Raw genomic sequence first — 24,159 nt, 5'->3', positions numbered from 1 at the left:
TTACGGTAATGCAGCGACGATGGAGATCTCGACCAGGATGCTCGGCTTGGCCATCTTCGCTTCCACCGTGGCGCGGGCCGGGGCGGCTCCCTTGGGCAGCCACTGGTCCCACACCGAGTTCATGCCGGCAAAGTGCGCTTCGATGTCCTTCAGGTAGATCGTCGCCGACAGCAGATGCTGCTTGTCGGTGCCGGCCAGATCGAGCAGACGCTCGATGTTGGCGAGTACGTCGCGGGTCTGCTGTTCGACACCGGCATTGAAGTCATCGCCGACCTGCCCGGACAAATACACCGTACCGTTGTGGCTGACGATCTGACTCATGCGCTCATTGGTGAGCTGGCGCTGGATTGCCATGCTTTGCGGACTCCTGGGTGGTGTTGCCATAACGGGAAATATCGAGGCCTTCGGCGCTGATTTGAGGTTTTTTCTTCGCCATCAGGTCGGCCAGCAAGCGACCGGAGCCGCACGCCATGGTCCAGCCGAGGGTGCCGTGACCGGTGTTCAGGAACAGGTTCTTGAACGGGGTGGCACCGACGATCGGTGTGCCATCCGGGGTGGTTGGGCGCAGGCCGGTCCAGAAACTCGCTTCGGCCAGATTGCCGCCCCGAGGATAAAGGTCGTTGACGATCATCTCCAGGGTTTCGCGCCGGCGCGGGTTCAGCGACAGGTCAAAACCGGCGATCTCCGCCATGCCGCCGACGCGGATGCGGTTGTCGAAACGGGTGATCGCGACCTTGTAGGTCTCGTCGAGAATGGTCGACGTCGGGGCCATGTCCGGATTGGTGATCGGAACGGTCAGTGAATAGCCCTTCAACGGATACACCGGGGCCTTGATACCCAGCGGCTTGAGCAGTTGCGGCGAGTAACTGCCGAGGGCGAGTACGTAGCGGTCGGCGGTTTCCAGCTTGCCGTCGATCCACACGCCGTTGATGCGGTCGCCGGCGAAGTCGAGGCGCTGGATGTCCTGACCGAAACGGAATTCCACACCCAGTCTGGTGGCCATTTCAGCGAGGCGAGTGGTGAAGATCTGGCAGTCACCGGTCTGGTCGTTCGGCAGGCGCAGGGCACCGGCGAGGATGTCGGTGACACCCGCCAGAGCCGGTTCGACGCGGGCAATGCCGGCGCGGTCGAGCACTTCAAACGGCACGCCGGACTCTTTCAATACGGCGATGTCCTTGGCGGCGTTATCCAGTTGCGCCTGGGTGCGGAACAACTGAGTCGTACCGAGGCTGCGGCCTTCGTAGGCGATGCCGGTCTCGGCGCGCAATTCGTCCAGGCAGTCACGGCTGTACTCGGACAGGCGGACCATGCGCTCCTTGTTCACCGCGTAACGGTTGGCGGTGCAGTTACGCAGCATCTGCGCCATCCACAAGTATTGGTCGATGTCGGCAGTGGCCTTGATCGCCAGCGGCGCGTGACGTTGCAGCAGCCACTTGATGGCCTTGAGGGGCACGCCCGGCGCAGCCCACGGCGAGGCGTAGCCCGGCGAGACCTGGCCTGCGTTGGCGAAACTGGTCTCCATGGCCGCGGCGGGCTGCCGGTCGACCACCACCACTTCAAACCCGGCACGGGCCAGATAGTAAGCACTGGCGGTACCGATGACGCCGCTACCCAAGACCATAACGCGCATTTTTGTATCCCTCTCGCGGCGTGCCGCGTACGTCTGTTGTTAGAGCAATGATGCGCGCAGTGTAAAAAAGATTCGCCAGTGCTTTTCACTGTATAAGCGCCTATATTTGGCGACAATTCTCGGCAAAAACCCTTTTCACGGAGGCGCATCCCCTATGCGTACCAACACTCAGACCAAACGTGAGCTGGACAAGATCGACCGCAACATCTTGCGGATTCTGCAGGCGGACGGGCGGATTTCATTCACCGAACTGGGCGAGAAGGTCGGGCTCTCCACCACGCCGTGTACCGAGCGGGTGCGGCGCCTGGAGCGTGAGGGAATCATCATGGGCTACAACGCCCGCCTGAATCCGCAGCACTTGAAGGGTAGCCTGCTGGTGTTCGTCGAGATCAGCCTCGACTACAAATCCGGCGATACTTTCGAAGAGTTCCGACGTGCGGTGCTGAAGTTGCCCCACGTGCTGGAGTGCCATCTGGTGTCAGGGGATTTCGACTATCTGGTGAAGGCACGGATTTCCGAGATGGCCTCGTACCGCAAGCTGCTGGGCGACATCCTGCTCAAGCTGCCGCACGTACGTGAATCCAAGAGCTACATCGTGATGGAAGAAGTGAAAGAGAGCCTGAGCCTGCCGATTCCGGACTGAACGCTCAGACCAGCACCTGTCGGTTTTCCGCCATGTACTCGAACACCTGCTTCTCGACCCTCGGGTGAATCAGCTCCACCGGCCGCCGGCCGTTGGGGCACGGCAAGGTCTGGGTCGTTCCGAACAACCGACAGATCAACGGCCGCTCGTCATACACCGTGCAGCCATTCGGCCCCAGGTGCACACAGTTGAGTGCTTCCATGGCCGCGTCCTGCTCGGCGCGCGTCTTGCGCGGGAGGCGGGACATTTCCTCGGGTGAGGTGGTCACCGGCCCGCAACAGTCATGGCAGCCTGGCACGCACTCGAACGTGGGAATCTGCTGACGCAGGGTGCGGATTTTCTGACTGTTGCAGCTCATTGCAGCATTAACCGGAGCGAAATAGGCGGCAATTGTGCCGCAAAAGCCGTGTTCCAGACACCACGGGCCGACCAATGTTGCCCGGCCTCGGGCCTGCGGCTTATGCTCCGTCAAATTTTCTCGACACCCGCTCAGGATGACGCCCATGAATGCCCGCGCCCAAGCCACCGCGAGCCAGCACCACGTTGCCTCTTACTACGCCGCCAGCAGCCTGCCGCAACCCGACCATCCGGTGCTGCAAGGTGAACTGATCGCCGACGTGTGCGTGGTCGGTGGCGGTTTCTCCGGGCTGAACACCGCGCTGGAATTGGCTGAACGGGGCTTGAGCGTGGTGCTGCTGGAAGCGCACCGGATCGGCTGGGGCGCCAGCGGTCGCAACGGCGGGCAACTGATTCGCGGGGTCGGTCACGGCCTCGATCAGTTCGCCAACGTGATCGGCGCCGACGGCGTGCGGCAGATGAAACTCATGGGCCTGGAAGCGGTGGAAATCGTCCGCCGGCGCGTCGAGAAATTTCAGATCCCCTGCGACCTGACCTGGGGTTACTGCGACCTCGCCAACAAACCCTCCGACCTGGAAGGTTTTGCCGAAGACGCCGAAGAGCTGCGCAGCCTCGGTTATCGCCATGAAACACGTCTGCTGCAGGCGAACGAGATGCACACCGTGGTCGGCTCCAGACGCTACGTCGGCGGCCTGATCGACATGGGTTCCGGTCATTTGCACCCGCTGAACCTGGCACTCGGCGAAGCCGCCGCGGCGCAGCAAGCGGGGGTGAAGCTGTTCGAGCAATCGGCGGTGACCCGCATCGATTACGGCCCCGAAGTCCGCGTGCACACCGCGCAAGGCTCGGTGCGGGCAAAAACCCTGGTACTCGGCTGCAATGCCTATCTCAACAATCTGAATCCACAACTCAGCGGCAAGGTGCTGCCGGCCGGCAGCTACATCATCGCCACCGAACCGCTGAGCGAGGAGCAGGCCCACAACCTGCTGCCGCAGAACATGGCGGTCTGCGACCAGCGAGTGGCGCTCGACTACTACCGGCTCTCGGCGGACCGGCGCCTGCTGTTCGGCGGCGCGTGCCATTACTCCGGGCGTGACCCGAAGGATATCGGCGCGTACATGCGGCCGAAGATGCTCGAAGTCTTTCCGCAACTGGCCTCGGTGAAGATCGATTATCAGTGGGGCGGGATGATCGGCATCGGCGCCAACCGTCTGCCGCAGATTGGCCGGCTCGCCGACCAGCCGAATGTGTATTACGCCCAGGCCTATTCCGGTCACGGCGTGAATGCCACGCACCTGGCGGGCAAGCTGCTGGCCGAGGCCATCAGCGGCCAGCACGGCGGTGGCTTCGACCTGTTCGCCAAAGTGCCACACATCACCTTCCCCGGCGGCAAGCATCTTCGTTCGCCGCTGCTGGCGTTGGGGATGTTGTGGCATCGATTGAAAGAGTTGGTGTGAGATCGTTCCCACGCTCCTGCGTGGGAATGCATCCAGTGACGCTCTGCGTCACAGCGGACGCGGAGCGTCCGGGGCGGCGTTCCCACGCAAAGCGTGGGAACGATCCCTCTAAATCCGCCAGAACGGCTTCAACCCCTCCTCCAGCGCCTGTTCGCGGGTCAGCCCGATATCCTTGAGCTGTTCCGGCGTCAGGCGCAGCAACGCCTTGCGCGTGTGCAGACGATGCCAGAACAGACCCCAGCGACTCAGGCCGGACGGTGCGTTGCGCAGGATCTCATTGCGCGCGTTGTCCTGTTGCCCAGCCTCCAGTTCCTGACTGTGTAACGTCAGCCGCACATCGCTCAAGCCGTTCATTTTTGTCGCTCCTGTTTACTTGGGTAGCCAGAGATTCCATGATGCGCGGGCGAGCAAAAGCATTACAGATTCAACACATCTGTATTATTTCCATACAGATTTGTTGTTCCCGAGACTGAATTGTCGATTTACGCCGCATCTGTACTGGTTTTTCGAATCATCTGCATCGAGGCAGTGCCATGACCCTGTACGTGAACCTTGCCGAACTGCTCGGCACCCGCATCGAACAAGGCTTCTACCGTCCTGGTGATCGCCTGCCGTCGGTGCGCGCCCTGAGCGTGGAACACGGGGTCAGCCTGAGCACGGTGCAGCAGGCCTACCGGATGCTGGAAGACAGCGGACTGGCCACGCCCAAACCCAAGTCCGGGTACTTCGTGCCGGTCGGTCGCGAGTTGCCGGAACTGCCGGCGGTCGGGCGTCCGGCGCAACGGCCTGTGGAGATTTCCCAGTGGGATCAGGTGCTGGAACTGATTCGCGCCGTGCCGCGCAAGGACGTGGTGCAACTCGGTCGCGGCATGCCGGATATCTCGTCACCGACGATGAAACCGCTGCTGCGCGGTCTGGCCCGTATCAGCCGCCGTCAGGACATGCCCGGTCTGCATTACGACAACATCCACGGCACCCTCGAACTGCGCGAACAGATCGCCCGGCTGATGCTCGATTCCGGCTGCCAGTTGAGCGCCAGCGATCTGGTGGTCACCACCGGTTGCCACGAAGCGCTGTCCACCAGCATCCACGCGATCTGCGAGCCCGGCGACATCGTCGCGGTGGATTCACCAAGCTTTCACGGCGCCATGCAGACCCTCAAGGGGCTGGGCATGAAAGCGCTGGAAATCCCCACCGACCCGCTCACCGGCATCAGCCTCGAGGCCTTGGAACTGGCGTTGGAGCAATGGCCGATCAAGGTCATCCAGCTCACGCCCAACTGCAACAACCCGCTCGGCTACATCATGCCGGAGTCGCGTAAACGCGCCCTCCTCACCCTGGCCCAGCGCTTCGATGTGGCGATCATCGAGGACGATGTGTATGGCGAACTGGCCTACACCTATCCACGTCCGCGCACGATCAAATCCTTCGACGAAGATGGCCGTGTCTTACTGTGCAGTTCGTTTTCCAAGACTCTCGCGCCGGGGCTGCGCATCGGCTGGGTCGCGCCCGGTCGCTATCTCGAACGGGTGCTGCACATGAAATACATCAGCACCGGATCTACAGCCCCACAGCCGCAGATCGCCATCGCCGAATTTCTCAAGGCCGGGCACTTCGAGCCACATTTGCGGCGGATGCGCACGCAATACCAGCGCAATCGCGACATGATGATCGACTGGGTGACCCGATATTTCCCGGCCGGCACCCGCGCCAGCCGACCGCAAGGCAGCTTTATGCTCTGGGTCGAATTGCCGGAAGGTTTCGATACGCTGAAACTGAATCGTGCGCTGCACGACCAGGGCGTACAGATTGCCGTCGGCAGCATCTTTTCCGCCTCCGGCAAGTACCGCAATTGCCTGCGCATGAACTACGCGGCCAAACCGACAGCGCTGATCGAAGAGGCGGTGCGCAAAGTCGGCGCGGCCGCGATCAAGCTGTTGGCCGAGGCCGATTAATCCACCGTAAAGGCGCCCTGACCTTCAAACCGCACCGGTTCGACGGGGCGGCTTGAGGCGTCATCCACCCGCGCATCAAGTTCCATCTCCACTTCCAGCAGACTGCCCCGGGCACCGGTGTCCGCCCGCCACGGGACGACGCGGATCCCCGGGCGCAGAACATCGCCTTCGACCGATTGACCGCTGTCCAGCCGCCAATGCACCGCCACACCATCGAGACGCACTGCCACGATACGCAGTTGCAGCGTGCCCGCCGCCCAACGGAAACGCTGCGGATCGGCCGGGGGCGCGACAAATGCCCAGCGCATCAAGCGCACGTCGGGGCACTGCACCCGCAAATGCACGCTGCGCAGGCCGAAGCCCGGCCCCCGGCCATCGAGCGCCGTGCGTTGCAGCAGGTCGGCGCGCGTTGCGCTACCCAGGTTGATGCTCGCCGGCGACAGGCTCGACTGACACGTTTCGGCACCTGACGCCGGTTCAACTACCAGGCACAGCAACACGACCAGAAACAGCAGAAATTTCATCAGATGCACTCGTTCAGGACAGTTCGGCCGGGGCGCAGGTGGCATCGACCCGCTCGATCAGTGCGCTGTCTTCAGGGGATTCGGAAAGCGGGAAACGCAACGTGCACCGCGTGTTGTCAGGGAGCTGCACATGCAGGCGCTGACCCGCTTTTGCGTCAGGCAGAAAAATCGTTCCGCCGTCCTGGACCGTTGTCAGGTAGCGGCCCTGTTCATCGTGAACACTCAACCCCTTGGCCAGCCATTGCCGGTCGACGGTCATGGCGTTGAGCAACAGGCGCCGGACCGTGACGAGCGAGAAGTCCAGATGCTGCACCGATCCGCGGGCGGGCTGCACCTGCTTCACCCCGTCGAGCACTTCAACGTTGCGCGACAGGCTGCGCGGGTCGACTTCCAGCCGTGCGGTCGACCAGGCCGGCAGGCTCGCCGCGACTGCGTGGCCCGAGCCATCGGTCCAGACCGGACCTTGAGGCGTGTGCAGTTTCACGCCCGATCGGTCACCGGCCTTGAGAACGCCGAAGGTATCGCGCAGGGGATAGGGCGACAACGTTGCGCCATCGCGATGCAGCGCTACACCACCGCGCAGCCCCACGTCGTAATCGGTCGCGCCGGATCGCTGGCCGACGCCTGCGTCGAGGCTGGTGTAGCGCGGCAGTGCATTGAAGCGCACGCCATAACTGGCCGCAGTCTCATCGCGGTATTCAGCGTTGGCGTTGTAAGCCAGGTTCTCACCCAGTACGTCGCTGACGGCCACGCCCCGGCGCAGGCCGGATCGATCATCACGGCGCAAATAACCCCGCAACCTTCGCTGGCCTCCGAGCGCCATTCCCAGCGTCAGGTAGGCGGAGTTGCCCAGGCGATCGGGCGCCGCATCGCCAATGGCGCGTTCCAGGTTCAACGACAGGCTGATGCGCTCAGGCCATGTGCGAGACCACGACAGGCCAAGACGCGACTGCGCCGGTTCACCCTGGGTCGAATAGCGTGACCAGGTCGCCCCGAATGCGCCCCATTGATCCGCCGACCCCGTGACAGAAAAAACCAGGTGATCGCGACCGGGGGATTCGGCGCGGTGAAGGTCTTGATCCCAACCGGTGTCAGACAGCGTGCGAAAGTTCCGGCTCTGGCGCACCGCAACCAGACTCGTCGACAGGCTCTCGGACAACGGCGCACCGAGCGTCAATTGCGTCTGGCTGCCCCTCACGCCACGGGAGCGTTCATCGGACAACACCTGCTTCACGCCCAGTGCGTAGCCACCGGCCCACTGCCGTTGCAGGCCCCAGCCAGCCGACAGGTAGTCGGTTGCCCCCAGTACACCGGCGGTCAGTCGGGTGGCCTGTTGCCAATCCCAATCCTTGCTGATCGCGGTGAAAGAAGGTGTCGGTCGGTCGTCCGAGCCCAACCGTCGCACCGTACCCAGCGCAAAGTTGAACCCGCTCGGCCCGGCCCATTGCGCTTCGTGAAGGCTGGCCGCCGGCACGCGCAAGCGCCGCGCCTGCCCATCCTGTTCGTGGACGGTCACGTCCAGATCAATCCGGTTGCTCAGCAACGGCAGCGCTCGCAGCGTGAACGGCCCACTCGGCACCATGGTGGTGTAGATCATCACGCCGTTCTGCCGGACTTCGATGCGAGCCGGCGAATAGGCAACGCCCTCCACTTGCCCGCGCGCACCGTCCTGAGCCGTTCGCAACTGAGCGAATGCCGCTTCCGGCACGATCTGCACACCGTCGAACGACTCACCGGCAAACAAGGTCGATGCGAGATTCAATTGCCCGATCTGCAGACTGGCCTCGGCGTCCTCCAGGGTTCGCGCACCGTAGGCATACAAGTGCTCGAACCGCGAGTTGCCGGAAGTCGACGTATAGGACTGCCGGCTGCGCAGCACCCAGTCACCGGCATTCAGGCCGACCTCCGAGCCCAGGCTCTGAAACCTGTCGTCCCGGCCTTCTTGCTGGCTGCCGACCAGCAACGCGTCGTAGTTGAAAACGCCGGCCGTACCGCCATGAGCGAAATTGATGGGCGCACGCGCCGGCAACATCAGGCTGTCGGTCGGCACCAGCAGATCAATCAGCTCGCGCCCCGGATCCAGTTGCGCGACCGCTTCGGGAAATCCCTCCGTCAGCGTCATGCATTGTTCCGGTTGCAGCCCGGCCATCGAAGCTGGTGGACGCACGCCCGCAGCGTTCATCCACTGGGTGTGCAAACACAATTCGCCGCGCTCGTTGAATGTCATCCGTACACGGCCTCTGGCCTGCCCGTTGACCTCAAGCGCCACGGAATGCTCGCCTTGGGTGAAACGCGGCGCCTCACGAAAGTACGCCGCCAGCGCAGGATCGATGCCGCGGTCTCTCAACACGCGGGCGTCGAACTCCAACGGTTCGGCCGCCAGCGCGGTGCCGTTGGCCGCGATCAGCAACACGCCCCAACGAGCGCAGACCTTCATCAGCGAGTAACCGGCGCGTCGTAATGGTCGACCGCAAAGCCGTAAGTCGTGGCCGGGAAAATCCTGACCGCCATCGTCTGGGTCGAGGTGTGCAGTGGCAGCTCAGCGTGCAAGCGCTCACCGGGCAGGATGTAGGTCTTGGGCAGATTCACCGAACGGGTGCCCGGCAAAGGCACAATGGTTTTCGCCAGTCGGACCACATAGGGGCTCGGATTGACGACCTGCACACCCGAGGCGTCCATTGACCAGGTCAACCGTTTCCATGGCTCGCGCTCGATCGGCAAACCGGCAGGACGCAGAATCACCGGCAGGTTCTGGCGTACACCGAGAGCAACCCGCGCTCCGGCGGCGTCACTGGTCGGGCTGATCCCCTCGAAGATTACCCGCTTCAGGCGCTCGGTCTTCAACGGTTGCCGGTTTTGCAGAATGAATCGCACTTGCTGAATGCCGCCCGGCTCGACCCGGGCAATGGGCGGGGTGAAGATCAGCAGTACGTCGTCACTGTCTTCGATGTTTTCAACGGTGGTGTGCAGCAATGCGGGATGCGTGTCGGTATTGCGCACATTCATCACCGCTTCACCCATACCCTCTTCCACCAGCAGCACCGGCGTCTGCGGAACCATTCCGGCGGCATGGGCCAGCGGCATTGAAAACCATGCGGACAGGCACAGCAGTGCCGTCTTCAGAGCAGACTTGAAAGAAATGAGCATCGGGATAATCCGTGAAATCCTGAATGCGATCCGGCAGGCGCCGGATCGCGCTCGCGTGTACCCGCCAGTCCCGGTGCCTGAGGGACGCCGGGACGCGGCCGTCAGAGGTAGAACATGTCGAACGTCACGGAGCCGTCCAGCGGGATTTCGTTGGCAATCGGCAGGGCGTTGCTTGGGCCGATGATCGGCAGCAGATGCATCGGGAAACCGTGGTGGCGGGCAGCGACCGGACCGGTCGCGGCACTGGCGCCCCACGAGTACAACTGCGGCGCATTGCTGACCAGCGTACTGTTCGGCACACGCCATGCCGGGGCCGCCAGCGTCCGGGTCAGCAATGTCTGGGCATTGCCGTCGGTCTCTGGAATACCGTGACGCAAGGCGAAACCACCAATACGCGTACCGCCGATTTCGCCCAGCCCGTAAAACAGCGCCGGATCGCTCTGGCCAGTACCATCACTGATGCCCGGCAGTTTGGTGCCGGCGCGGTTGTCACGCACAGACACTTCCACGGGCGCCGGCGCATCGCAATTGATGTGCAGGGACACATCGCGACCGGGCAACAGGGTCTGGGTGGTCGGATTCAGCGTCGCCGCCGAAATCTTGCGCAGGTCCACCGTGCTGCCACCGGCAAATGCCGGAATGCAGGAGGTCGGGATAATGGTGCCGATGACATTCAGGTCAACGCTTTCTGCCATTGCGATTGTTGGCAGCAGCGCCGCCGCCAGTACTGCAAGACGGTATGTCTTTTTCATAAGCCGTAATCTTCCATTTGATTGACAGTTCAGTCCCTGCAAACCAGGTATGTAATTAAGCGGGATGATGATTGCGGCTTATGAGAGATAAATCTGTAGGAAACGGGAGCGCTCAAATAGTGAAATTACGACTGGTTGAATAGGCAATTTGTACTCAGTGGCGGAATCCTACATTTCTGTGGCGAGATGCTTCGTACCGCCATGCCTCCCGAGTCCGAGTTTCAGTACGCGTTAAAGCGCACATCGATCTCGAACCGGGTCAGATCGGCAACCCGGGTCTGCGCTGACCCGACCCGCCCTTCAAGTTCCACTTCAACGTCCATGCGCTGACCTTCCAGTGCAACCCCCGCCCGCGCTGGAATCAGGCTTTGCCCGGCGGGCCAGACGGCCACTCCGGAGGCGACACCCGGTTCAAAGCCAAGCCACTGCACGGCTTTGCCATCCACCCGAACAGCCAGCACATGGACCCTCAACGTCCCTGCGCCAAACCGATAGTCCACGGCATCCGCGGCCGGCGCCGCCAGATCGAGTCGCAGCGCAGCTGGCCGTTCACATTGAACGGTGATCTGCACCCGCCGGCGCCCGAAACTCAACAGGTCATTTTCCAGGGGCTGTTGCAGCAACTGGCCGCGCGTCATCGCACCAAAATCGATGGAAGGCTGCCCCAGCCTGACTGCACAGCCCGACTGCGCCTGTGCCGGCTCGGCGGTGCACACGGTACTCAGCAACGCCAGACCTATCGTGGCGTTATTCAAACGATGCATGGTGACTGACTCCTTAAACCGCGTGGCAGGTGGCATGCGCTGTTTCGTACAGTGCTTGCGTATCGGGTTGTTCGCCGAGGCTGTAGGCCAACCGGCAGCGACTGCCATCGGGCAGCACCACGTGCAAAATCGTGTCTGGCCGGGCATCGGGCAGAAAGATCGTGCCGGCCTCCAGTACGTTGGTGATGTACTGCCCCTGCGCGTCGAAAACAGCTCCGCCCTTGCGCAAAAGAACGTTATCGGCGGTGCGCGCCTGCAACAGCAGACGACGTGCGGTGACCATGTCGAACGCCAGATACGCCACCGCGCCACGTCCGGCTTCGACTTCCTGAAAAGCGTTGTGCACATCGATGTTGCGCCCCAGGCTGGCCGTGTCGAGCTCGACGCGGCCTCTGCTGTATGCCGGCAGACTGGCCGCCACGGCGTGCCCGGAATAGTCGGTCCAGACCGGGCCGCGCGGGGTGTTCAACTTGACGCCCGCGCTGTCACCGGCCTTGAGCAAGGCGAAGGTTTCGCGCAGCGGATAAGGCGACAAAGTCACGCCGTCACTGTGTACCAGCGCACCGCCGCGAAGGCCGATGTCATAGTTCCGGTTGCCGGCGCCGCTGCGGGAATAGCCCATGTCCATCTGACTGTAACGGGGCAAAAGGTTGACCCGCCCGTTGAACCCGGCGCTGCCGTCATCCGGTCGCTCGGCTCCGATGCTGTAGGCCAGGGTGTCGCTGAGTTGTTCATTGAAGCGCAGACCGCTACGCGTACCGCTCACGTCGTCGTTGCGCACATAACCGTTCAACGTCTGGCGCCCGCCCAACGGCAGACTGACACTCAGATAGGCCGCGGTGCCACGAGCATCGTTGGAGGCCCCGGCGACATCCCGTTCAACCGTAAATGTCACATTGGTCCGCCGAATGCTCTGCGACCAGGCCAGGGCGACTCTGGAAGTGGCCGTCCCGTCGAACATGGAAAACCGCGAGTAACTGGTGGAAAAGCCTCCGTACAGCGGACTGCTGGTGCTGAGGTTTGCCGTCAGTTGATTGCGTACTCGCTGGAACGGTCGCTCATTGCGCGAATCCCAAGTGGTGTCCGACAGTGTGCGAAAACCCTGGGTTTGTCGGGTCAGCGCAACACTTGTCGACAACCTTTCATTCAGACGACCGCTGGCGGTCCACTGCAATTGCGTGCCGGACACAGCCTGATCCTGTGCCCGGGAAATCACCTGCCGGCCACCGAGTACCCAGCGATCGCCGACGCCGCCCTGCAATGCCCAGCCCAGCGACTCATAACCCGTACCGAACATGGCGCCGGCCGTGATCTGCCCGCGCGGCCCCCACAGCCAGTCCTTGCTGGCTGAAACGAAGGACGGCGCATCACGCTCGTCACCGGCATAGCGCCGCACCTGCCCGGCGGCCAGCGCATAACCTGCCGCCCTGCCCGTCATTGCACCTCGCAACTGCGTCGCCGGCACAATGAAACGCCGTTGCTGGCCGTCCTCTTCATGCACCGTCACTTCCAGATCCACGCTCTGGCTGAGCAAGGGCAATCCCACCAGCGTGAACGGCCCACCAGGCACCACGGTGGTGTAGATCAGCGCACCGTTCTGGGTCACTTCGATCCGCGCGGCGGAATAGGCAATGCCTTCAACCCGCGCACCGGCGCTGTCATCGTCCAGCGCCATCAGGGCCAATTCCGGTTGCACCTGCAACCCGTTGAACGCTTCACCGGAAAACAGCGGCGAGACCATGTTCAACTGACCCAGTTGCAGGTTGGCCCGGTAGCGTTCCGAGGTGTGCGAGGCGTAGGCATACAAATGCTCGAGACGATCCTGTCCGTCGAACTCGCTGTACACCTGGCGGCTGCGAAACGACCAGTCCGCCGTATTCAGGCCCAGCTCGGCATTCAGATTGCGAAATTGCGAAGACTGACCGGCGAAACGACTGTCCAGCAGCAAGGCGTCGTAGTTGAACAGGCCTGCCGTGCCACCGTTGAGGAAACTGCGACCGGCCGGGCGATCAGGCACCAGCGCATCGGTGGGCAACAGCAATGCGATGTGCTCCTGCGTCGGATCGACCTGTACCACCGCGTCCGGAAAATACCGGGCGAACAGCTCGCATCCCGATCCGCCCGCCGGTTCGAGGCGATGCGCCAACCGGATGCCGCCCCGCTCCAGAAGGGACGGCGTGAAACACAACTCACCTTCGGCATCGAACGCCACCTGCACCCGCCCCTTCGCAACCCCATTGACCGACAGCGCGACGGCCTGCACGCCCTCGCGAAAACGCGGTGCCTGGCTGAAATATTCGGCCAGACGCGGATCCAGCCCACGGGACTTGAGCACGTCCTGGTTGAACTGCACGGGCAGACCCTCGGCGCTTCTGGCGACACCGGCGGTACCGAGAGCGATGATCAACGCCGCACCGGCCAGACAACTTCGATGCATTAATCCGTCACCAAAGGAGCATCGAAGTGCGCAATGGCGAAACCGTAGGTGGTCACTGGAAACAGCCGCACCTGAAGTGGCGCATGACTCGGATCAGGCGTTCCGCTCAAGGTCAGTTGCTCGCCGGGCAGCACATAGGTGCGACCCAGATCCATCTCCTTCCGGCCCGGCAGCAGCGTCACCGAATGGCCCAGCCGCACCACGTACGGGCTGGGATTGCGCACCTGGATGTCTGCGCCTTGTCGCGACCACACCAGATGCTTCCAGGGCTCGCGGTCGACCGGCAGATTCGCCGGACGCAGAATCACCGGAATGTTCTGCCGCACGCTCAGACTCACTTGCGCCTTGCCCGTCGAGTCCTGCGGCGCGATGCCCTCGAAGATCACGCGCTTCAGACGCTCAGTCTTCAAGGGTTGTGCGCTGCGCAGAATGAAACGCACACGCTGCGTCGCACCAGCCTCGACCCGTGCGACCGGCGGGGTCAGCAACAGCAATGACTCGGTGTCTTGCGGCACGTCTTCGACAGACGTGTGCAGCAGCGCGGGATGCGACTCGCTGTTGAACACATTGATGCCGGCCTCACCCACACCTTCGTCGAGCACGACGACAGGCGTCTCGGGAACCATTCCCGCCGCCCGGATCGAGCCGGGCACCCACAAGGAAACCAGCAGCACACTGGCGATGGCTTTTCGCAAAAAGGCGTTCATGACGTTGTCCACGGGCGAGCGCGCAGCCGGCATCCATGCCGGGCCACAGGCCAGCCGATTACATTGATTGGAACGGACAGGCCCGGAAGCGACCGGTGCCTGTCGATTAGTTGCGCGTTGCGCGCGGTGTCAGAGGTAGAGCAGCTCGAACGTTGCCGAGCCATTGAGCGCGATGTCAGAAGTGATCGGCAGGTTCACCGACGGGCCGATGACCGGCACCAGCGTCATGGGAAAGGTGTGCACGACGCCCGGCGTCGGGCCTGCGGCCAGGGATGCGCCCCACGAATAACGAAGATTGCCGCCCTCGGCATTCTTTCCCACCAGCGTTGCAGTATCCGGAGAGTCCCAGTTGGTCATGCCCCCTTGCTTGTACATGATCATCGACGGCTTGCCATCGACTGTGGGGGTACCGTATCGCAGGCCGTAACCACCGATCTTGGTGCCTGCCACCTCGCCGATTCCGTAGATGTACAACGCCCAATCGGTGCCATCGATGACGATACCTTGCAGTTGGGTATGGGCCTGATTGTCATGCACCTTGATGGCCATGGGCGCGGAGGCCGAGCAACTTACATTCAGCGTGACATTGTGGTTGGTCAGTTCGGTCTGACTGTCGCGGTTCAGTGCCGCGGCGGAAATATTCCCCAGATCCACCGTGTTACCGCCGGTGAAGGCCGGCGTACACGTGGTCGGGATGATTTTGCCGGTAATGGTCAGGTCTGCACCGGCGGCCATGGCCAGTGCCGGACTCAGGGCACTTGCGACAGCGATTGCACGAAAGGTCTTGCGCATGAAAATTCTCACTCCATAAGAATCGAAAGATGACGGCCAGCTGCGCTTCTTCTGCTGAAAAACAGGAAATTTCCTGCCTCAGAATCAGCGCCGCCATTATTCAGATTGCTTCCTGACAGCGATGTAAGGCGAGGGAGTAATGCGCGCTGGAAAAATCGCTGTGGGGTGTAGCTGATGTGAGCCGGAAAAATCCTCAAATTGTTTAAGAAAAGGCGTCCTGCCGACAGTCATAAGCTACAAGCCGCTCTGTTTCAGGGATCGGATTAACTGCCCTCTCGAACAGGCAACAGGCGGCGTGCACCGTGCCATACTCCAGACCTCGCCCACACCCGGAACCATCCGACTTGAGCTCCAGACACTTCCTGCCGCTTGTACTGCTGCCCGCCCTGGTTCTCGCCGGGTGCGCCTCACTGGATGTCCCGCGCGAACCGAGCCAGGCATTGCCCGCCTCCGACTCCGCGTTCGGCCGTTCGATCCAGGCTCAGGCTGCGCCCTACAAGGGCCAGTCCGGCTTTCGCCTGCTGTCCAACAGCACCGAAGCGTTCACCGCCCGCGCCGAGCTGATCCGCAACGCTCAACGCAGCCTCGACTTGCAGTACTACATCGTCCATGACGGCATCAGCACCCGCATGCTGGTGGAAGAAGTGTTGAAGGCTGCCGACCGTGGCGTGCGGGTGCGAATCCTGCTGGACGACACCACCAGCGACGGCCTCGACCTGATCATTGCGACTCTGGCAGCGCATCCGCAGATCCAGATCCGCCTGTTCAATCCGCTGCACCTGGGGCGCAGCACCGGCGTGACCCGGGCGGCGGGACGCCTGTTCAACCTGTCGCTGCAACACCGGCGGATGCACAACAAGTTGTGGCTGGCGGACAACAGCGCGGCCATCGTCGGCGGGCGCAATCTGGGCGACGAATACTTCGATGCCGAGCCCAACCTGAACTTCACCGATATCGACATGCTCAGTGTCGGGCCGGTCGCCGAGCAGCTCGGGCACAGTTTCGACCAGTACTGGAACAGCGCCCTGAGCAAGCCGATCGACGAGTTCCTTTCCAGCAAACCATCAGCCAAAGACCTGCAGAACACCCGCACGCGCCTGGAAGAATCCCTGGAAGAAACCCGCAAACAGAATCATGCGCTGTATCAGCAGTTGATGACCTACCGCACCGACCCGCGCATGGATATCTGGCGCAAAGAACTGATCTGGGCCTGGAACCAGGCGCTGTGGGACGCGCCGAGCAAGGTGCTGGCCAAGGATGAACCCGATCCGCAATTGCTGCTGACGACCCAACTGGCACCGGAGCTGACGGGTGTCAGCAAAGAACTGATGATGATTTCCGCCTATTTCGTGCCGGGGCAGCCAGGGCTGGTTTACCTGACCGGCCGCGCCGATGCCGGCGTAGCGGTGAGCCTCTTGACCAACTCGCTGGAAGCCACCGACGTGCCGGCGGTGCACGGCGGTTATGCGCCCTATCGCAAGGCGCTGCTGGAACATGGCGTGAAGCTCTACGAACTGCGGCGCCAGCCTGGGGATAACTACGGCAGCGGCCCGCACCTGTTTTACAGCAAGTCCTATCGCGGCTCGGATTCGAGTCTGCACAGCAAGGCGATGATCTTCGACGGCAAAAAATCGTTCATCGGCTCGTTCAATTTCGACCCGCGCTCGGTACTGTGGAATACAGAGGTCGGTGTGCTGGTGGACAGCCCCGAACTGGCGGCTCACGTGCGCGAGCTGGCCTTGCAGGGCATGGCGCCAGCACTGAGTTACGAAGCCAAACTGCAGGACGGAAAAGTGGTGTGGGTCACCGAGGACAACGGCCAGATGCACACGCTGACCAAGGAACCGGGCAGTTGGTGGCGACGCTTCAATGCGTGGTTCAGCACCACCGTGGGACTGGAGCGGATGCTGTAGCAGCCCGCTCCAACCGGCACATCAAGCGGGCTCCGGCACCTTGCCGAACGCCCCTTGCCGCGACAACAGAATCACCAGCCCGAACGCCCCGGCCGCCATCAGCCACGGCAACGCGTGACCGCTGATCCACTGGCTGCCCGCGCCCGCCATCAACGGCCCGATCAGGCAACCGACGCCCCACAGCTGCGCGACATGCGCATTGGCGCGCACCAGCGCATCGTCGCGGTAGCGCTCGCCGATCAGGATCAGCGACAGGGTGAACAAGCCACCGGCACTGGCGCCGAACAGCACCCACAGCGGCCAGATCAGCAAAGTGTCGAGCAGCATCGGGATCGCCAGACTCGACAGCATCAGCACCACGGCGCAGCCGGTGAACAAAGTCCGGCGCGACAGGTAGTCGGCCAACGCACCGATGGGCAATTGCAGGAGCGCATCGCCCACCACCACGGTGCTGACCATCGCCAGCGCAATCTCTGCGGTGAAACCCTGTTGCAGGCAATACACCGGCAACAGCGTCAGGATCATCGCTTCGAACGCGGCGAACAGCGACACCGCCCAGGCGATCGCCGGCAGTTCACGAGCGAAACCCCACAGATCGCCGAAGGTCACGCTGCTGGCCTCGCTGCTTGGTGCGCCGCTGCGGCCCAGCAGCAGAAACGGCGAAGCGATCAGCAGACCGACACCCACCCAGAAACCGTAATCGTGATCGGTGCCGAGTGCGCCCAACAGCAACGGACCGGACAGTTGGCTCAACGCGTAACTGCTGCCATACAGCGCGACCAATCGCCCGCGCCAGTGCTCGACCACCAGTTGATTGATCCAGCTCTCGCCGAGAATAAACACGATGGTCAGGGCCACGCCGATCATCAGCCGCAGCACCAACCAGATCGGGTAGCTCGGCAGCAACGCCAGCAGGCCGATGGACAGCGCCCCGGCCCACAGACACAGGCGCATCAGGTTCGCCGTACCGAAGCGCGCCGCCAGATGACTGGAGATCTTCGCCCCCAGCAACACACCGATGGCCGGCATCGCCGCCATCACACCGATGGCGAACGAGCCGTAGCCCCAACCCTCCAGACGCAACGACACCAGCGGCATGCTGACGCCGAGGGCCAGACCAACACTCAAGACAGACGCCAACACGGCGAAATACGTAGCCCAACGCATGGTCCACGCTCCTGTGGATAATTTTTATGTGCACCACAAAACACTGTGGGAGCGAGCGTGCTCGCGATAACGGTTTCACATTCAGCCGATGTGCTGATGGATACACCACTAACGCGAGCAAGCTCACTCCCACAGGGATCTTTGTATCGTTCGGGGCCCGCCTGAGCAGGCTCCGTCAACGGTTTACAGCTTGATCCAGGTTGCCTTCAGCTCGGTGTATTTGTCGAACGCGTGCAGCGACTTGTCGCGACCGTTGCCCGACTGCTTGAAGCCGCCGAACGGTGCGGTCATGTCGCCGCCATCGTACTGGTTGACCCACACGCTACCGGCACGCAGGGCCTTGGCGGTCAGGTGCGCCTTGGAAATGTCCTGAGTCCAGACCGCTGCCGCCAAACCGTAAGGCGTGTCGTTGGCGATGTTGATCGCTTCCTCGGCGGTATCGAAGGCAATGACCGACAGCACCGGGCCGAAGATCTCTTCCTGGGCAATCTTCATCGCGTTGCTTACGCCGTCGAAGATCGTCGGCTCGACGTAGGTGCCACCGGTTTCCTGAAGGATGCGCTTGCCGCCGGCCACCAGTTTGGCGCCGTCGGTGTGTCCCGACTCTATGTAGGACAGCACGGTGTTCATCTGCTGGGTGTCAACCAGCGCACCCACGTTGGTGGCCGGATCCAGCGGGTTGCCCGGTTTCCAGGCTTTCAGCGCCTCGATCACCATCGGCAGGAATTTGTCCTTGATCGAACGCTCGACCAGCAGACGCGAACCTGCGGTGCAGACTTCGCCCTGGTTGAAGGCGATGGCGCTGGCGGCGGATTCGGCGGCGGCTTGCAGGTCCGGCGCATCGGCGAACACGATGTTCGGGCTCTTGCCGCCGGCTTCCAGCCACACGCGTTTCATGTTCGATTCGCCGGAATAGATCATCAGTTGCTTGGCGATCTTGGTCGAACCGGTGAACACCAGGGTGTCGACATCGTTATGCAGCGCGAGCGCCTTGCCGACGGTGTGCCCGTAGCCCGGCAGAACGTTCAGCACGCCTTTCGGAATACCGGCTTCAACGGCCAGTTCGGCGATGCGGATGGCGGTCAGCGGGGATTTTTCCGACGGCTTGAGGATCACCGAGTTACCGGTCGACAGGGCCGGGCCGAGTTTCCAGCAGGCCATCATCAGCGGGAAGTTCCACGGCACGATGGCACCGACTACGCCCACAGGCTCGCGGGTTACCAGACCCAGTTGGTCGTGTGGGGTGGCGGCGACTTCGTCGTAGATCTTGTCGATCGCTTCACCGCTCCAGCTCAGGGCTTGGGCGGCACCCGGTACGTCGATGTACAGCGAATCGCTGATCGGCTTGCCCATGTCGAGGGTTTCGAGCAGGGCCAGTTCTTCGGCGTGCTGCTTGAGCAGGCCGGCGAAACGGATCATGGCGGCTTTGCGTTTGGTCGGCGCCAGGCGCGACCAGACGCCGGAATTGAAAGTGGCGCGGGCGTTTTCCACGGCACGCTGGGCGTCGGCGGCGTCACAGCTGGCAATCTTGCCCAGCAGACGGCCATCGACCGGGCTGATGCACTCGAAGGTCTCGCCGGAGACGGCATCGGTGTACTCGCCATTGAGGTAGGCGCGGCCTTCGATCTTCAGGTCGCGGGCGCGTTGTTCCCAGTCGGCACGAGTCAGGGTGGTCATTCGAGTGTCCTCCTCTTGTTCAATACGAGCGCCGCGATCGTCGCGGTCGTCCTCAGGAATACTGCCCGGCCAGCCTGCTTTTCGGCCCAAGGCACCCGCCACCCTAAACCAGCGGCCGGGGTTGTTTCAATATATTTGACATAAGGCAGCTATACAGCCTTGCGGCGTTCAATTTAATCAACATAGACTTTGACCCTTTCACGCCACCGCGCCGTCATCACGGGAGAAAACAACAATGAACATCCAGAACGTCGTCGACATCAGCCTGACCATGGACCAGGCCGAACGCTACCGCCCGGACCCGGCCAAAGTGCTCAAGGGTGATCCCGAGCAGGCGGTGTTCAATCAGTACGACAGCCCCTGCGGGCAAATGGGCGTTGGCGTGTGGGAAGGTGCGGTGGGTCAGTGGACGGTGAACTACACCGAGCACGAATACTGCGAAATCCTGCAAGGCGTTTCGGTGCTGCGTGACGGCGAAGGCAATGCCAAGACTCTGCGTGTCGGCGACCGCTTCGTGATTCCGGCCGGTTTCCGTGGCACCTGGGAAGTGCTGGAGGCGTGCCGCAAGATTTATGTGATTTTTGAAGACAAAAAATAAATATATATCGCACGGAGTGCCGGAGAAGAGTGAAAAATCCTGACGTCCACAAAGGACATTCAATCATAACGATATGAAAACATGACTCAGGAAAACGCATTTCAACTGATCAGCCATCTGATCGGTACTCCCTTTGTACCGGCCGTCAGGGCCTACATCAAAGAACTCACCGGCTACTCCGTCAAAGATCCAGACGAACAGGAACAGGAAAAGGAAGATCTTGAAAACGTCGAGACCCTGATCGTCGACCTCAACCCCATGCGTGGAATTATCTGGTTCAATCTGAACCGAAAATGATCCGACGGATTTGAAACTCCCCCTCTCAAGAAGGCCTGCACCGAAAGGTGCAGGCCTTTTTTGTGGATCAGGATCACGGCAGCGACGACTTTTCGGCAACAAAAAAGGCCCGTATCGTGAGATACGGGCCTTTTTCGTAAGTCGGGAAAAATCAATTACTTGATTTTGCCTTCCTTGTAGATCACGTGCTTGCGAACAACCGGATCATATTTCTTGATCTCGATTTTGTCCGGGGTAGTACGCTTGTTCTTGTCGGTAGTGTAGAAGTGACCAGTACCGGCGCTCGAAATCAAACGAATCAATTCACGCATGATTAGCTCCCTTAAATCTTGCCGTCGCGACGCAGCTCGGCCAGCACAACGCTGATGCCACGCTTGTCGATGATACGCATGCCTTTGGCGGAAACGCGCAGGCGTACGAAACGTTTCTCTTCTTCAACCCAGAAGCGGTGATGCTGCAGGTTCGGCAGGAAACGACGACGGGTTTTGTTGTTTGCGTGGGAAATGTTATTCCCGGTTACCGGACCCTTACCGGTAACTTGACATACTCTAGACATGCCTCAGCCCTCTAAAACCACATGCCCAACCCGGCATGGGTTGGCCGCTTAATCTCTAGTCATTGTGGCGCCAGGCGCCGCGATTCTTTAGAGGTCTTACCGGCTACACCTACAAGCGAAGGAACCGGGCCCCTAGAAAAGAGCGCTGCTTTATACCAGAAAGACCACGGAGCAACAACTTTCCGTGTGCAAAGAATGGTCAAAAAGCCGCGTTTTCTGCCTGCAGACGCCTTGGATAAAGGCTGCCGGCAATTTTTACCATTCGTCGAAGAAAATCGATAATACCCGCTGTCGAGACTTTTCCTGCCGTCTCTTCCGACAAATCCTCAGCCGCGAAGCCGCGAAAATGCAAAAAGGGGATAGTCATTTGCAATCGCGACCACTAGGGTAGGCCTTTTCCAGACTGCACTTGCAGATGGGCCTTCGATCTGTAAAGGAAGCCGACCATGCGCCTCGCTGCCCTCCCCCTGCTCTTCGCCCCGCTGTTACTGAGTCCACTGGCCCAGGCCGCCGCCCTGAGCGTATGCACCGAGGCCAGTCCCGAAGGGTTCGACGTGGTGCAGTACAACTCGCTGACCACCACCAACGCCTCGGCCGATGTGCTGATGAATCGCCTGGTGGACTTCGACACCGCCAGCGGCAAGGTCGTCCCGAGCCTGGCCGACAGCTGGGAAGTCAGCACCGATGGCCTGACTTATGTCTTCAAGCTGCACCCGCAGGTGAAGTTCCACAGCACCGAGTACTTCAAGCCGACTCGCGAACTGACCGCCGAAGACGTCAAGTTCAGCTTCGACCGCATGCTCGACCCGGCCAACCCGTGGCACAAAGTCGCCCAGAGCGGTTTCCCTCATGCCCAGTCAATGCAACTGCCAACGCTGATCAAAAAGATCGACGCACTGGATCCGCTGACCGTGCGCTTCACCCTCGATCACCCGGACTCGACGTTCCTCGCGACCCTGAGCATGGGTTTCGCCTCCATTTATTCTGCTGAATATGCCGACAAACTGCTGAAGGCTGGCGCGACCGACAAATTGAACAGCCAGCCGATCGGCACCGGCCCGTTCGTGTTCAACCGGTTCCAGAAAGACGCTTCGATCCGCTACAAGGCCAACCCGGACTACTTCCGCGGCAAACCGGCAGTGGATCCGCTGATCTTCGCCATTACCCCGGACGCCAACGTGCGCCTGCAAAAGTTGCGGCGTAATGAGTGCCAGATTGCCCTGTCACCCAAGCCATTGGACGTACAGGCCGCAAAAGAAGAACCGACGCTGAAAGTCGAAAAGACTGACGCGTTCATGACCGCATTCGTCGGCATCAACAGTCAGCATCCGCCGCTGGACAAGCCGGAAGTGCGCCAGGCGATCAACCTCGCTTTCGACAAGGCCAACTACCTTAAAGCCGTGTTCGAGGACACCGCCGAAGCCGCCAACGGCCCATATCCGCCGAACACCTGGAGCTACGCGAAGAACCTGCCGGGTTACCCGCACGACGTGGACAAGGCCAAGGCATTGCTGGCCAAGGCCGGGTTGAAGGACGGTTTCCAGACCACCATCTGGACGCGCCCGTCCGGCAGCCTGCTCAACCCGAACCCGAGCCTCGGCGCACAACTGCTGCAATCGGATCTGGCGGAAATCGGCATTCAGGCGGAAATCCGCGTGATCGAATGGGGCGAGCTGATCCGTCGTGCCAAGGCTGGCGAGCATGACCTGCTGTTCATGGGCTGGGCCGGTGACAACGGTGATCCGGACAACTTCCTCACCCCGCAGTTTTCCTGCGCGGCGGTGAAGTCCGGCACCAACTTCGCCCGCTACTGCAATGCCGACCTGGACAAACTGATCAGCGCCGGCAAGACCACCAGCGAACAAGGTGTGCGCACCAAGCTGTATGAGCAGGCGCAGGCGCAGATCCAGCAGCAGGCGCTGTGGCTGCCGCTGGCGCATCCGACGGCGTATGCGCTGACGCGCAAGGATGTGCAGGGTTATTCGGTGAGCCCGTTCGGTCGGCAGGATTACTCCAAGGTCACCCTCAAGTAATCCGCCCCGGCTTGCAGCGACTGCAGTCGCTGCAAGCTACATCCAGCCACACTCCGCCATCGACAGTGGTTCCCCGTCACCAACGATGAAGTGATCGAGCACCCGCACGTCGATCAGCTCCAAAGCTTTCTGCAAGCGTTTGGTCAATAATCGGTCAGCCTGGCTGGGATCGGTGTTACCTGACGGATGGTTATGGCACAGGATCAGGGCCGCCGCGTTATTGGCCAACGAGCGCTTCACCACTTCGCGGGGATGCACCGCCGTATTGTCGATCGAGCCGCGAAACAGCGTCTCGAAGGTCAGCACTTGATGTTTGGAGTCGAGAAACAGGCAACCGAACACTTCGTGCGGCTCGTGGCGCAGCATCGCCTTGAGGTAATCGCGGACCACCTGTGGATTCTCCAGCGCCGTTTTCTGCCGCATGCGCTCGGCCAGATGTCGCCGCCCCATCTCCAGCACAGCCTGCAGTTGGGCAAACTTCGCCGGCCCCAGGCCCAATTGCTCGCTGAACGCCCCGAGATCAGCCTCCAGCAACGCCCGCAGGCTGCCGAACTGATTCAACAAGTGTCGCGCCAGATCCACCGCGCTTTTACCGGATACGCCGGTTCGGAGAAAAATCGCCAGCAATTCGGCATCGGAAAGACTTCCCGAGCCCTGTTCCAACAGCTTCTCCCGCGGCCTTTCCGCCGCCGGCCAATCGCGAATACTCATACACGTTCCTTGTCTGTGGGCGCCGCTGTTCCATAGCGGTCG

General features: G+C 61.6%; 25 protein-coding genes. 7 read left to right on the top strand and 18 right to left on the bottom strand.

What is annotated here, in order from left to right:
- A complete protein-coding gene (locus CAF73_RS07045) occupies positions 1-354 on the bottom strand; it encodes a RidA family protein (RefSeq protein WP_085696845.1) in 354 nt (117 codons plus the stop codon).
- On the bottom strand, positions 326-1,630 hold the full coding sequence (gene dadA, locus CAF73_RS07040; protein ID WP_085696844.1) for a D-amino acid dehydrogenase: 1,305 nt from the start codon (positions 1,628-1,630) through the stop codon (positions 326-328). The genes CAF73_RS07045 and dadA overlap by 29 nt, the downstream gene beginning before the upstream one ends.
- A gap of 154 nt (positions 1,631-1,784) precedes the next feature.
- Between dadA and CAF73_RS07035 the strand changes: the two genes are divergently transcribed.
- Positions 1,785-2,273: an Lrp/AsnC ligand binding domain-containing protein gene (locus tag CAF73_RS07035; protein ID WP_003177284.1), complete on the top strand. Its 489-nt coding sequence runs from the start codon at positions 1,785-1,787 to the stop codon at positions 2,271-2,273.
- 4 nt (positions 2,274-2,277) lie between these two features.
- Here CAF73_RS07035 and CAF73_RS07030 read toward each other — a convergent pair whose 3' ends face one another.
- Positions 2,278-2,631 (bottom strand): YkgJ family cysteine cluster protein, encoded by a 354-nt coding sequence (locus CAF73_RS07030; RefSeq protein WP_085696843.1) that lies wholly within the window; start codon positions 2,629-2,631, stop codon positions 2,278-2,280.
- Between the two features lie 145 nt (positions 2,632-2,776).
- On the opposite strand from CAF73_RS07030, the gene CAF73_RS07025 reads away from it, so the two are divergent.
- On the top strand, positions 2,777-4,087 hold the full coding sequence (locus CAF73_RS07025; RefSeq protein WP_085696842.1) for an FAD-binding oxidoreductase: 1,311 nt from the start codon (positions 2,777-2,779) through the stop codon (positions 4,085-4,087).
- A 108-nt stretch (positions 4,088-4,195) separates the two neighbouring features.
- Here the strand turns inward: CAF73_RS07025 and CAF73_RS07020 are convergent, their stop codons facing one another.
- Entirely contained in the window at positions 4,196-4,441 is a 246-nt protein-coding gene (locus CAF73_RS07020) for a DUF1127 domain-containing protein (RefSeq protein ID WP_085696841.1), read from the bottom strand.
- Between the two features lie 179 nt (positions 4,442-4,620).
- Between CAF73_RS07020 and CAF73_RS07015 the strand changes: the two genes are divergently transcribed.
- Positions 4,621-6,042, top strand: coding sequence for a PLP-dependent aminotransferase family protein (locus CAF73_RS07015; RefSeq protein ID WP_085702329.1), 1,422 nt, complete (start codon positions 4,621-4,623; stop codon positions 6,040-6,042).
- Here the strand turns inward: CAF73_RS07015 and CAF73_RS07010 are convergent.
- The 8 genes from CAF73_RS07010 to CAF73_RS06975 all read right to left on the bottom strand — a co-directional run bounded on the left by CAF73_RS07010 (position 6,039) and on the right by CAF73_RS06975 (position 15,165).
- Positions 6,039-6,566: a hypothetical protein gene (locus CAF73_RS07010; RefSeq protein ID WP_085702328.1), complete on the bottom strand. Its 528-nt coding sequence runs from the start codon at positions 6,564-6,566 to the stop codon at positions 6,039-6,041. The genes CAF73_RS07015 and CAF73_RS07010 overlap by 4 nt on opposite strands.
- A gap of 13 nt (positions 6,567-6,579) precedes the next feature.
- The gene (locus tag CAF73_RS07005; RefSeq protein WP_085702327.1) at positions 6,580-9,003 is read right to left on the bottom strand and encodes a fimbria/pilus outer membrane usher protein; all 2,424 of its coding nucleotides are present in this window, start codon (positions 9,001-9,003) and stop codon (positions 6,580-6,582) included.
- Positions 9,003-9,713 carry a fimbria/pilus chaperone family protein gene (locus CAF73_RS07000; RefSeq protein WP_085696837.1) on the bottom strand — a complete coding sequence of 237 codons (711 nt, stop codon included), beginning with the start codon at positions 9,711-9,713 and terminating at the stop codon, positions 9,003-9,005. The genes CAF73_RS07005 and CAF73_RS07000 overlap by 1 nt, the downstream gene beginning before the upstream one ends.
- Before the next feature lie 101 nt (positions 9,714-9,814).
- Positions 9,815-10,465 (bottom strand): DUF1120 domain-containing protein, encoded by a 651-nt coding sequence (locus CAF73_RS06995; protein ID WP_085696836.1) that lies wholly within the window; start codon positions 10,463-10,465, stop codon positions 9,815-9,817.
- Between the two features lie 221 nt (positions 10,466-10,686).
- A complete protein-coding gene (locus CAF73_RS06990) occupies positions 10,687-11,229 on the bottom strand; it encodes a hypothetical protein (RefSeq protein ID WP_085702326.1) in 543 nt (180 codons plus the stop codon).
- 13 nt (positions 11,230-11,242) lie between these two features.
- Positions 11,243-13,666: a fimbria/pilus outer membrane usher protein gene (locus tag CAF73_RS06985; RefSeq protein WP_085702325.1), complete on the bottom strand. Its 2,424-nt coding sequence runs from the start codon at positions 13,664-13,666 to the stop codon at positions 11,243-11,245.
- Entirely contained in the window at positions 13,666-14,373 is a 708-nt protein-coding gene (locus tag CAF73_RS06980) for a fimbria/pilus chaperone family protein (protein WP_085702324.1), read from the bottom strand. The genes CAF73_RS06985 and CAF73_RS06980 overlap by 1 nt, the downstream gene beginning before the upstream one ends.
- A gap of 129 nt (positions 14,374-14,502) precedes the next feature.
- Positions 14,503-15,165, bottom strand: coding sequence for a DUF1120 domain-containing protein (locus tag CAF73_RS06975; protein WP_085696832.1), 663 nt, complete (start codon positions 15,163-15,165; stop codon positions 14,503-14,505).
- Between the two features lie 344 nt (positions 15,166-15,509).
- Here CAF73_RS06975 and CAF73_RS06970 point away from each other — a divergent pair, with 344 nt between their 5' ends.
- The gene (locus tag CAF73_RS06970) at positions 15,510-17,078 is read left to right on the top strand and encodes a phospholipase D family protein (RefSeq protein WP_085702323.1); all 1,569 of its coding nucleotides are present in this window, start codon (positions 15,510-15,512) and stop codon (positions 17,076-17,078) included.
- A 21-nt stretch (positions 17,079-17,099) separates the two neighbouring features.
- Here CAF73_RS06970 and CAF73_RS06965 read toward each other — a convergent pair whose 3' ends face one another.
- Positions 17,100-18,245, bottom strand: a complete 1,146-nt coding sequence (locus CAF73_RS06965) for an MFS transporter (RefSeq protein WP_085696830.1) — start codon at positions 18,243-18,245, stop codon at positions 17,100-17,102.
- Between the two features lie 183 nt (positions 18,246-18,428).
- Positions 18,429-19,922, bottom strand: coding sequence for an aldehyde dehydrogenase (locus tag CAF73_RS06960; RefSeq protein ID WP_085696828.1), 1,494 nt, complete (start codon positions 19,920-19,922; stop codon positions 18,429-18,431).
- A 235-nt stretch (positions 19,923-20,157) separates the two neighbouring features.
- Between CAF73_RS06960 and CAF73_RS06955 the strand changes: the two genes are divergently transcribed.
- Both CAF73_RS06955 and CAF73_RS06950 read left to right on the top strand, forming a co-directional pair.
- Positions 20,158-20,520, top strand: coding sequence for a cupin domain-containing protein (locus CAF73_RS06955; RefSeq protein ID WP_085696827.1), 363 nt, complete (start codon positions 20,158-20,160; stop codon positions 20,518-20,520).
- Between the two features lie 81 nt (positions 20,521-20,601).
- Positions 20,602-20,817, top strand: a complete 216-nt coding sequence (locus CAF73_RS06950) for a hypothetical protein (protein ID WP_085696826.1) — start codon at positions 20,602-20,604, stop codon at positions 20,815-20,817.
- A gap of 155 nt (positions 20,818-20,972) precedes the next feature.
- Here the strand turns inward: CAF73_RS06950 and rpmG are convergent, their stop codons facing one another.
- The 3 genes from rpmG to CAF73_RS30135 all read right to left on the bottom strand — a co-directional run bounded on the left by rpmG (position 20,973) and on the right by CAF73_RS30135 (position 21,740).
- The gene (rpmG, locus tag CAF73_RS06945) at positions 20,973-21,128 is read right to left on the bottom strand and encodes a 50S ribosomal protein L33 (protein ID WP_003177274.1); all 156 of its coding nucleotides are present in this window, start codon (positions 21,126-21,128) and stop codon (positions 20,973-20,975) included.
- A gap of 11 nt (positions 21,129-21,139) precedes the next feature.
- Positions 21,140-21,373: a 50S ribosomal protein L28 gene (gene rpmB, locus CAF73_RS06940; RefSeq protein WP_003229474.1), complete on the bottom strand. Its 234-nt coding sequence runs from the start codon at positions 21,371-21,373 to the stop codon at positions 21,140-21,142.
- Positions 21,374-21,572: 199 nt separating this feature from the next.
- Positions 21,573-21,740, bottom strand: coding sequence for a hypothetical protein (locus tag CAF73_RS30135; protein WP_176247712.1), 168 nt, complete (start codon positions 21,738-21,740; stop codon positions 21,573-21,575).
- A 79-nt stretch (positions 21,741-21,819) separates the two neighbouring features.
- On the opposite strand from CAF73_RS30135, the gene CAF73_RS06935 reads away from it, so the two are divergent.
- Positions 21,820-23,406: an ABC transporter substrate-binding protein gene (locus tag CAF73_RS06935; RefSeq protein ID WP_085696825.1), complete on the top strand. Its 1,587-nt coding sequence runs from the start codon at positions 21,820-21,822 to the stop codon at positions 23,404-23,406.
- A 36-nt stretch (positions 23,407-23,442) separates the two neighbouring features.
- On the opposite strand, the gene radC is transcribed toward CAF73_RS06935, so the two are convergent.
- Positions 23,443-24,117, bottom strand: a complete 675-nt coding sequence (gene radC, locus CAF73_RS06930; RefSeq protein ID WP_085696824.1) for a DNA repair protein RadC — start codon at positions 24,115-24,117, stop codon at positions 23,443-23,445.
- Positions 24,118-24,159 lie beyond the last annotated feature (42 nt).

The sequence above is a fragment of the Pseudomonas sp. B15(2017) genome, assembly GCF_002113215.1.
Taxonomy (GTDB): domain Bacteria; phylum Pseudomonadota; class Gammaproteobacteria; order Pseudomonadales; family Pseudomonadaceae; genus Aquipseudomonas.
This window is presented reverse-complemented; position numbering and strand designations above follow the sequence as displayed.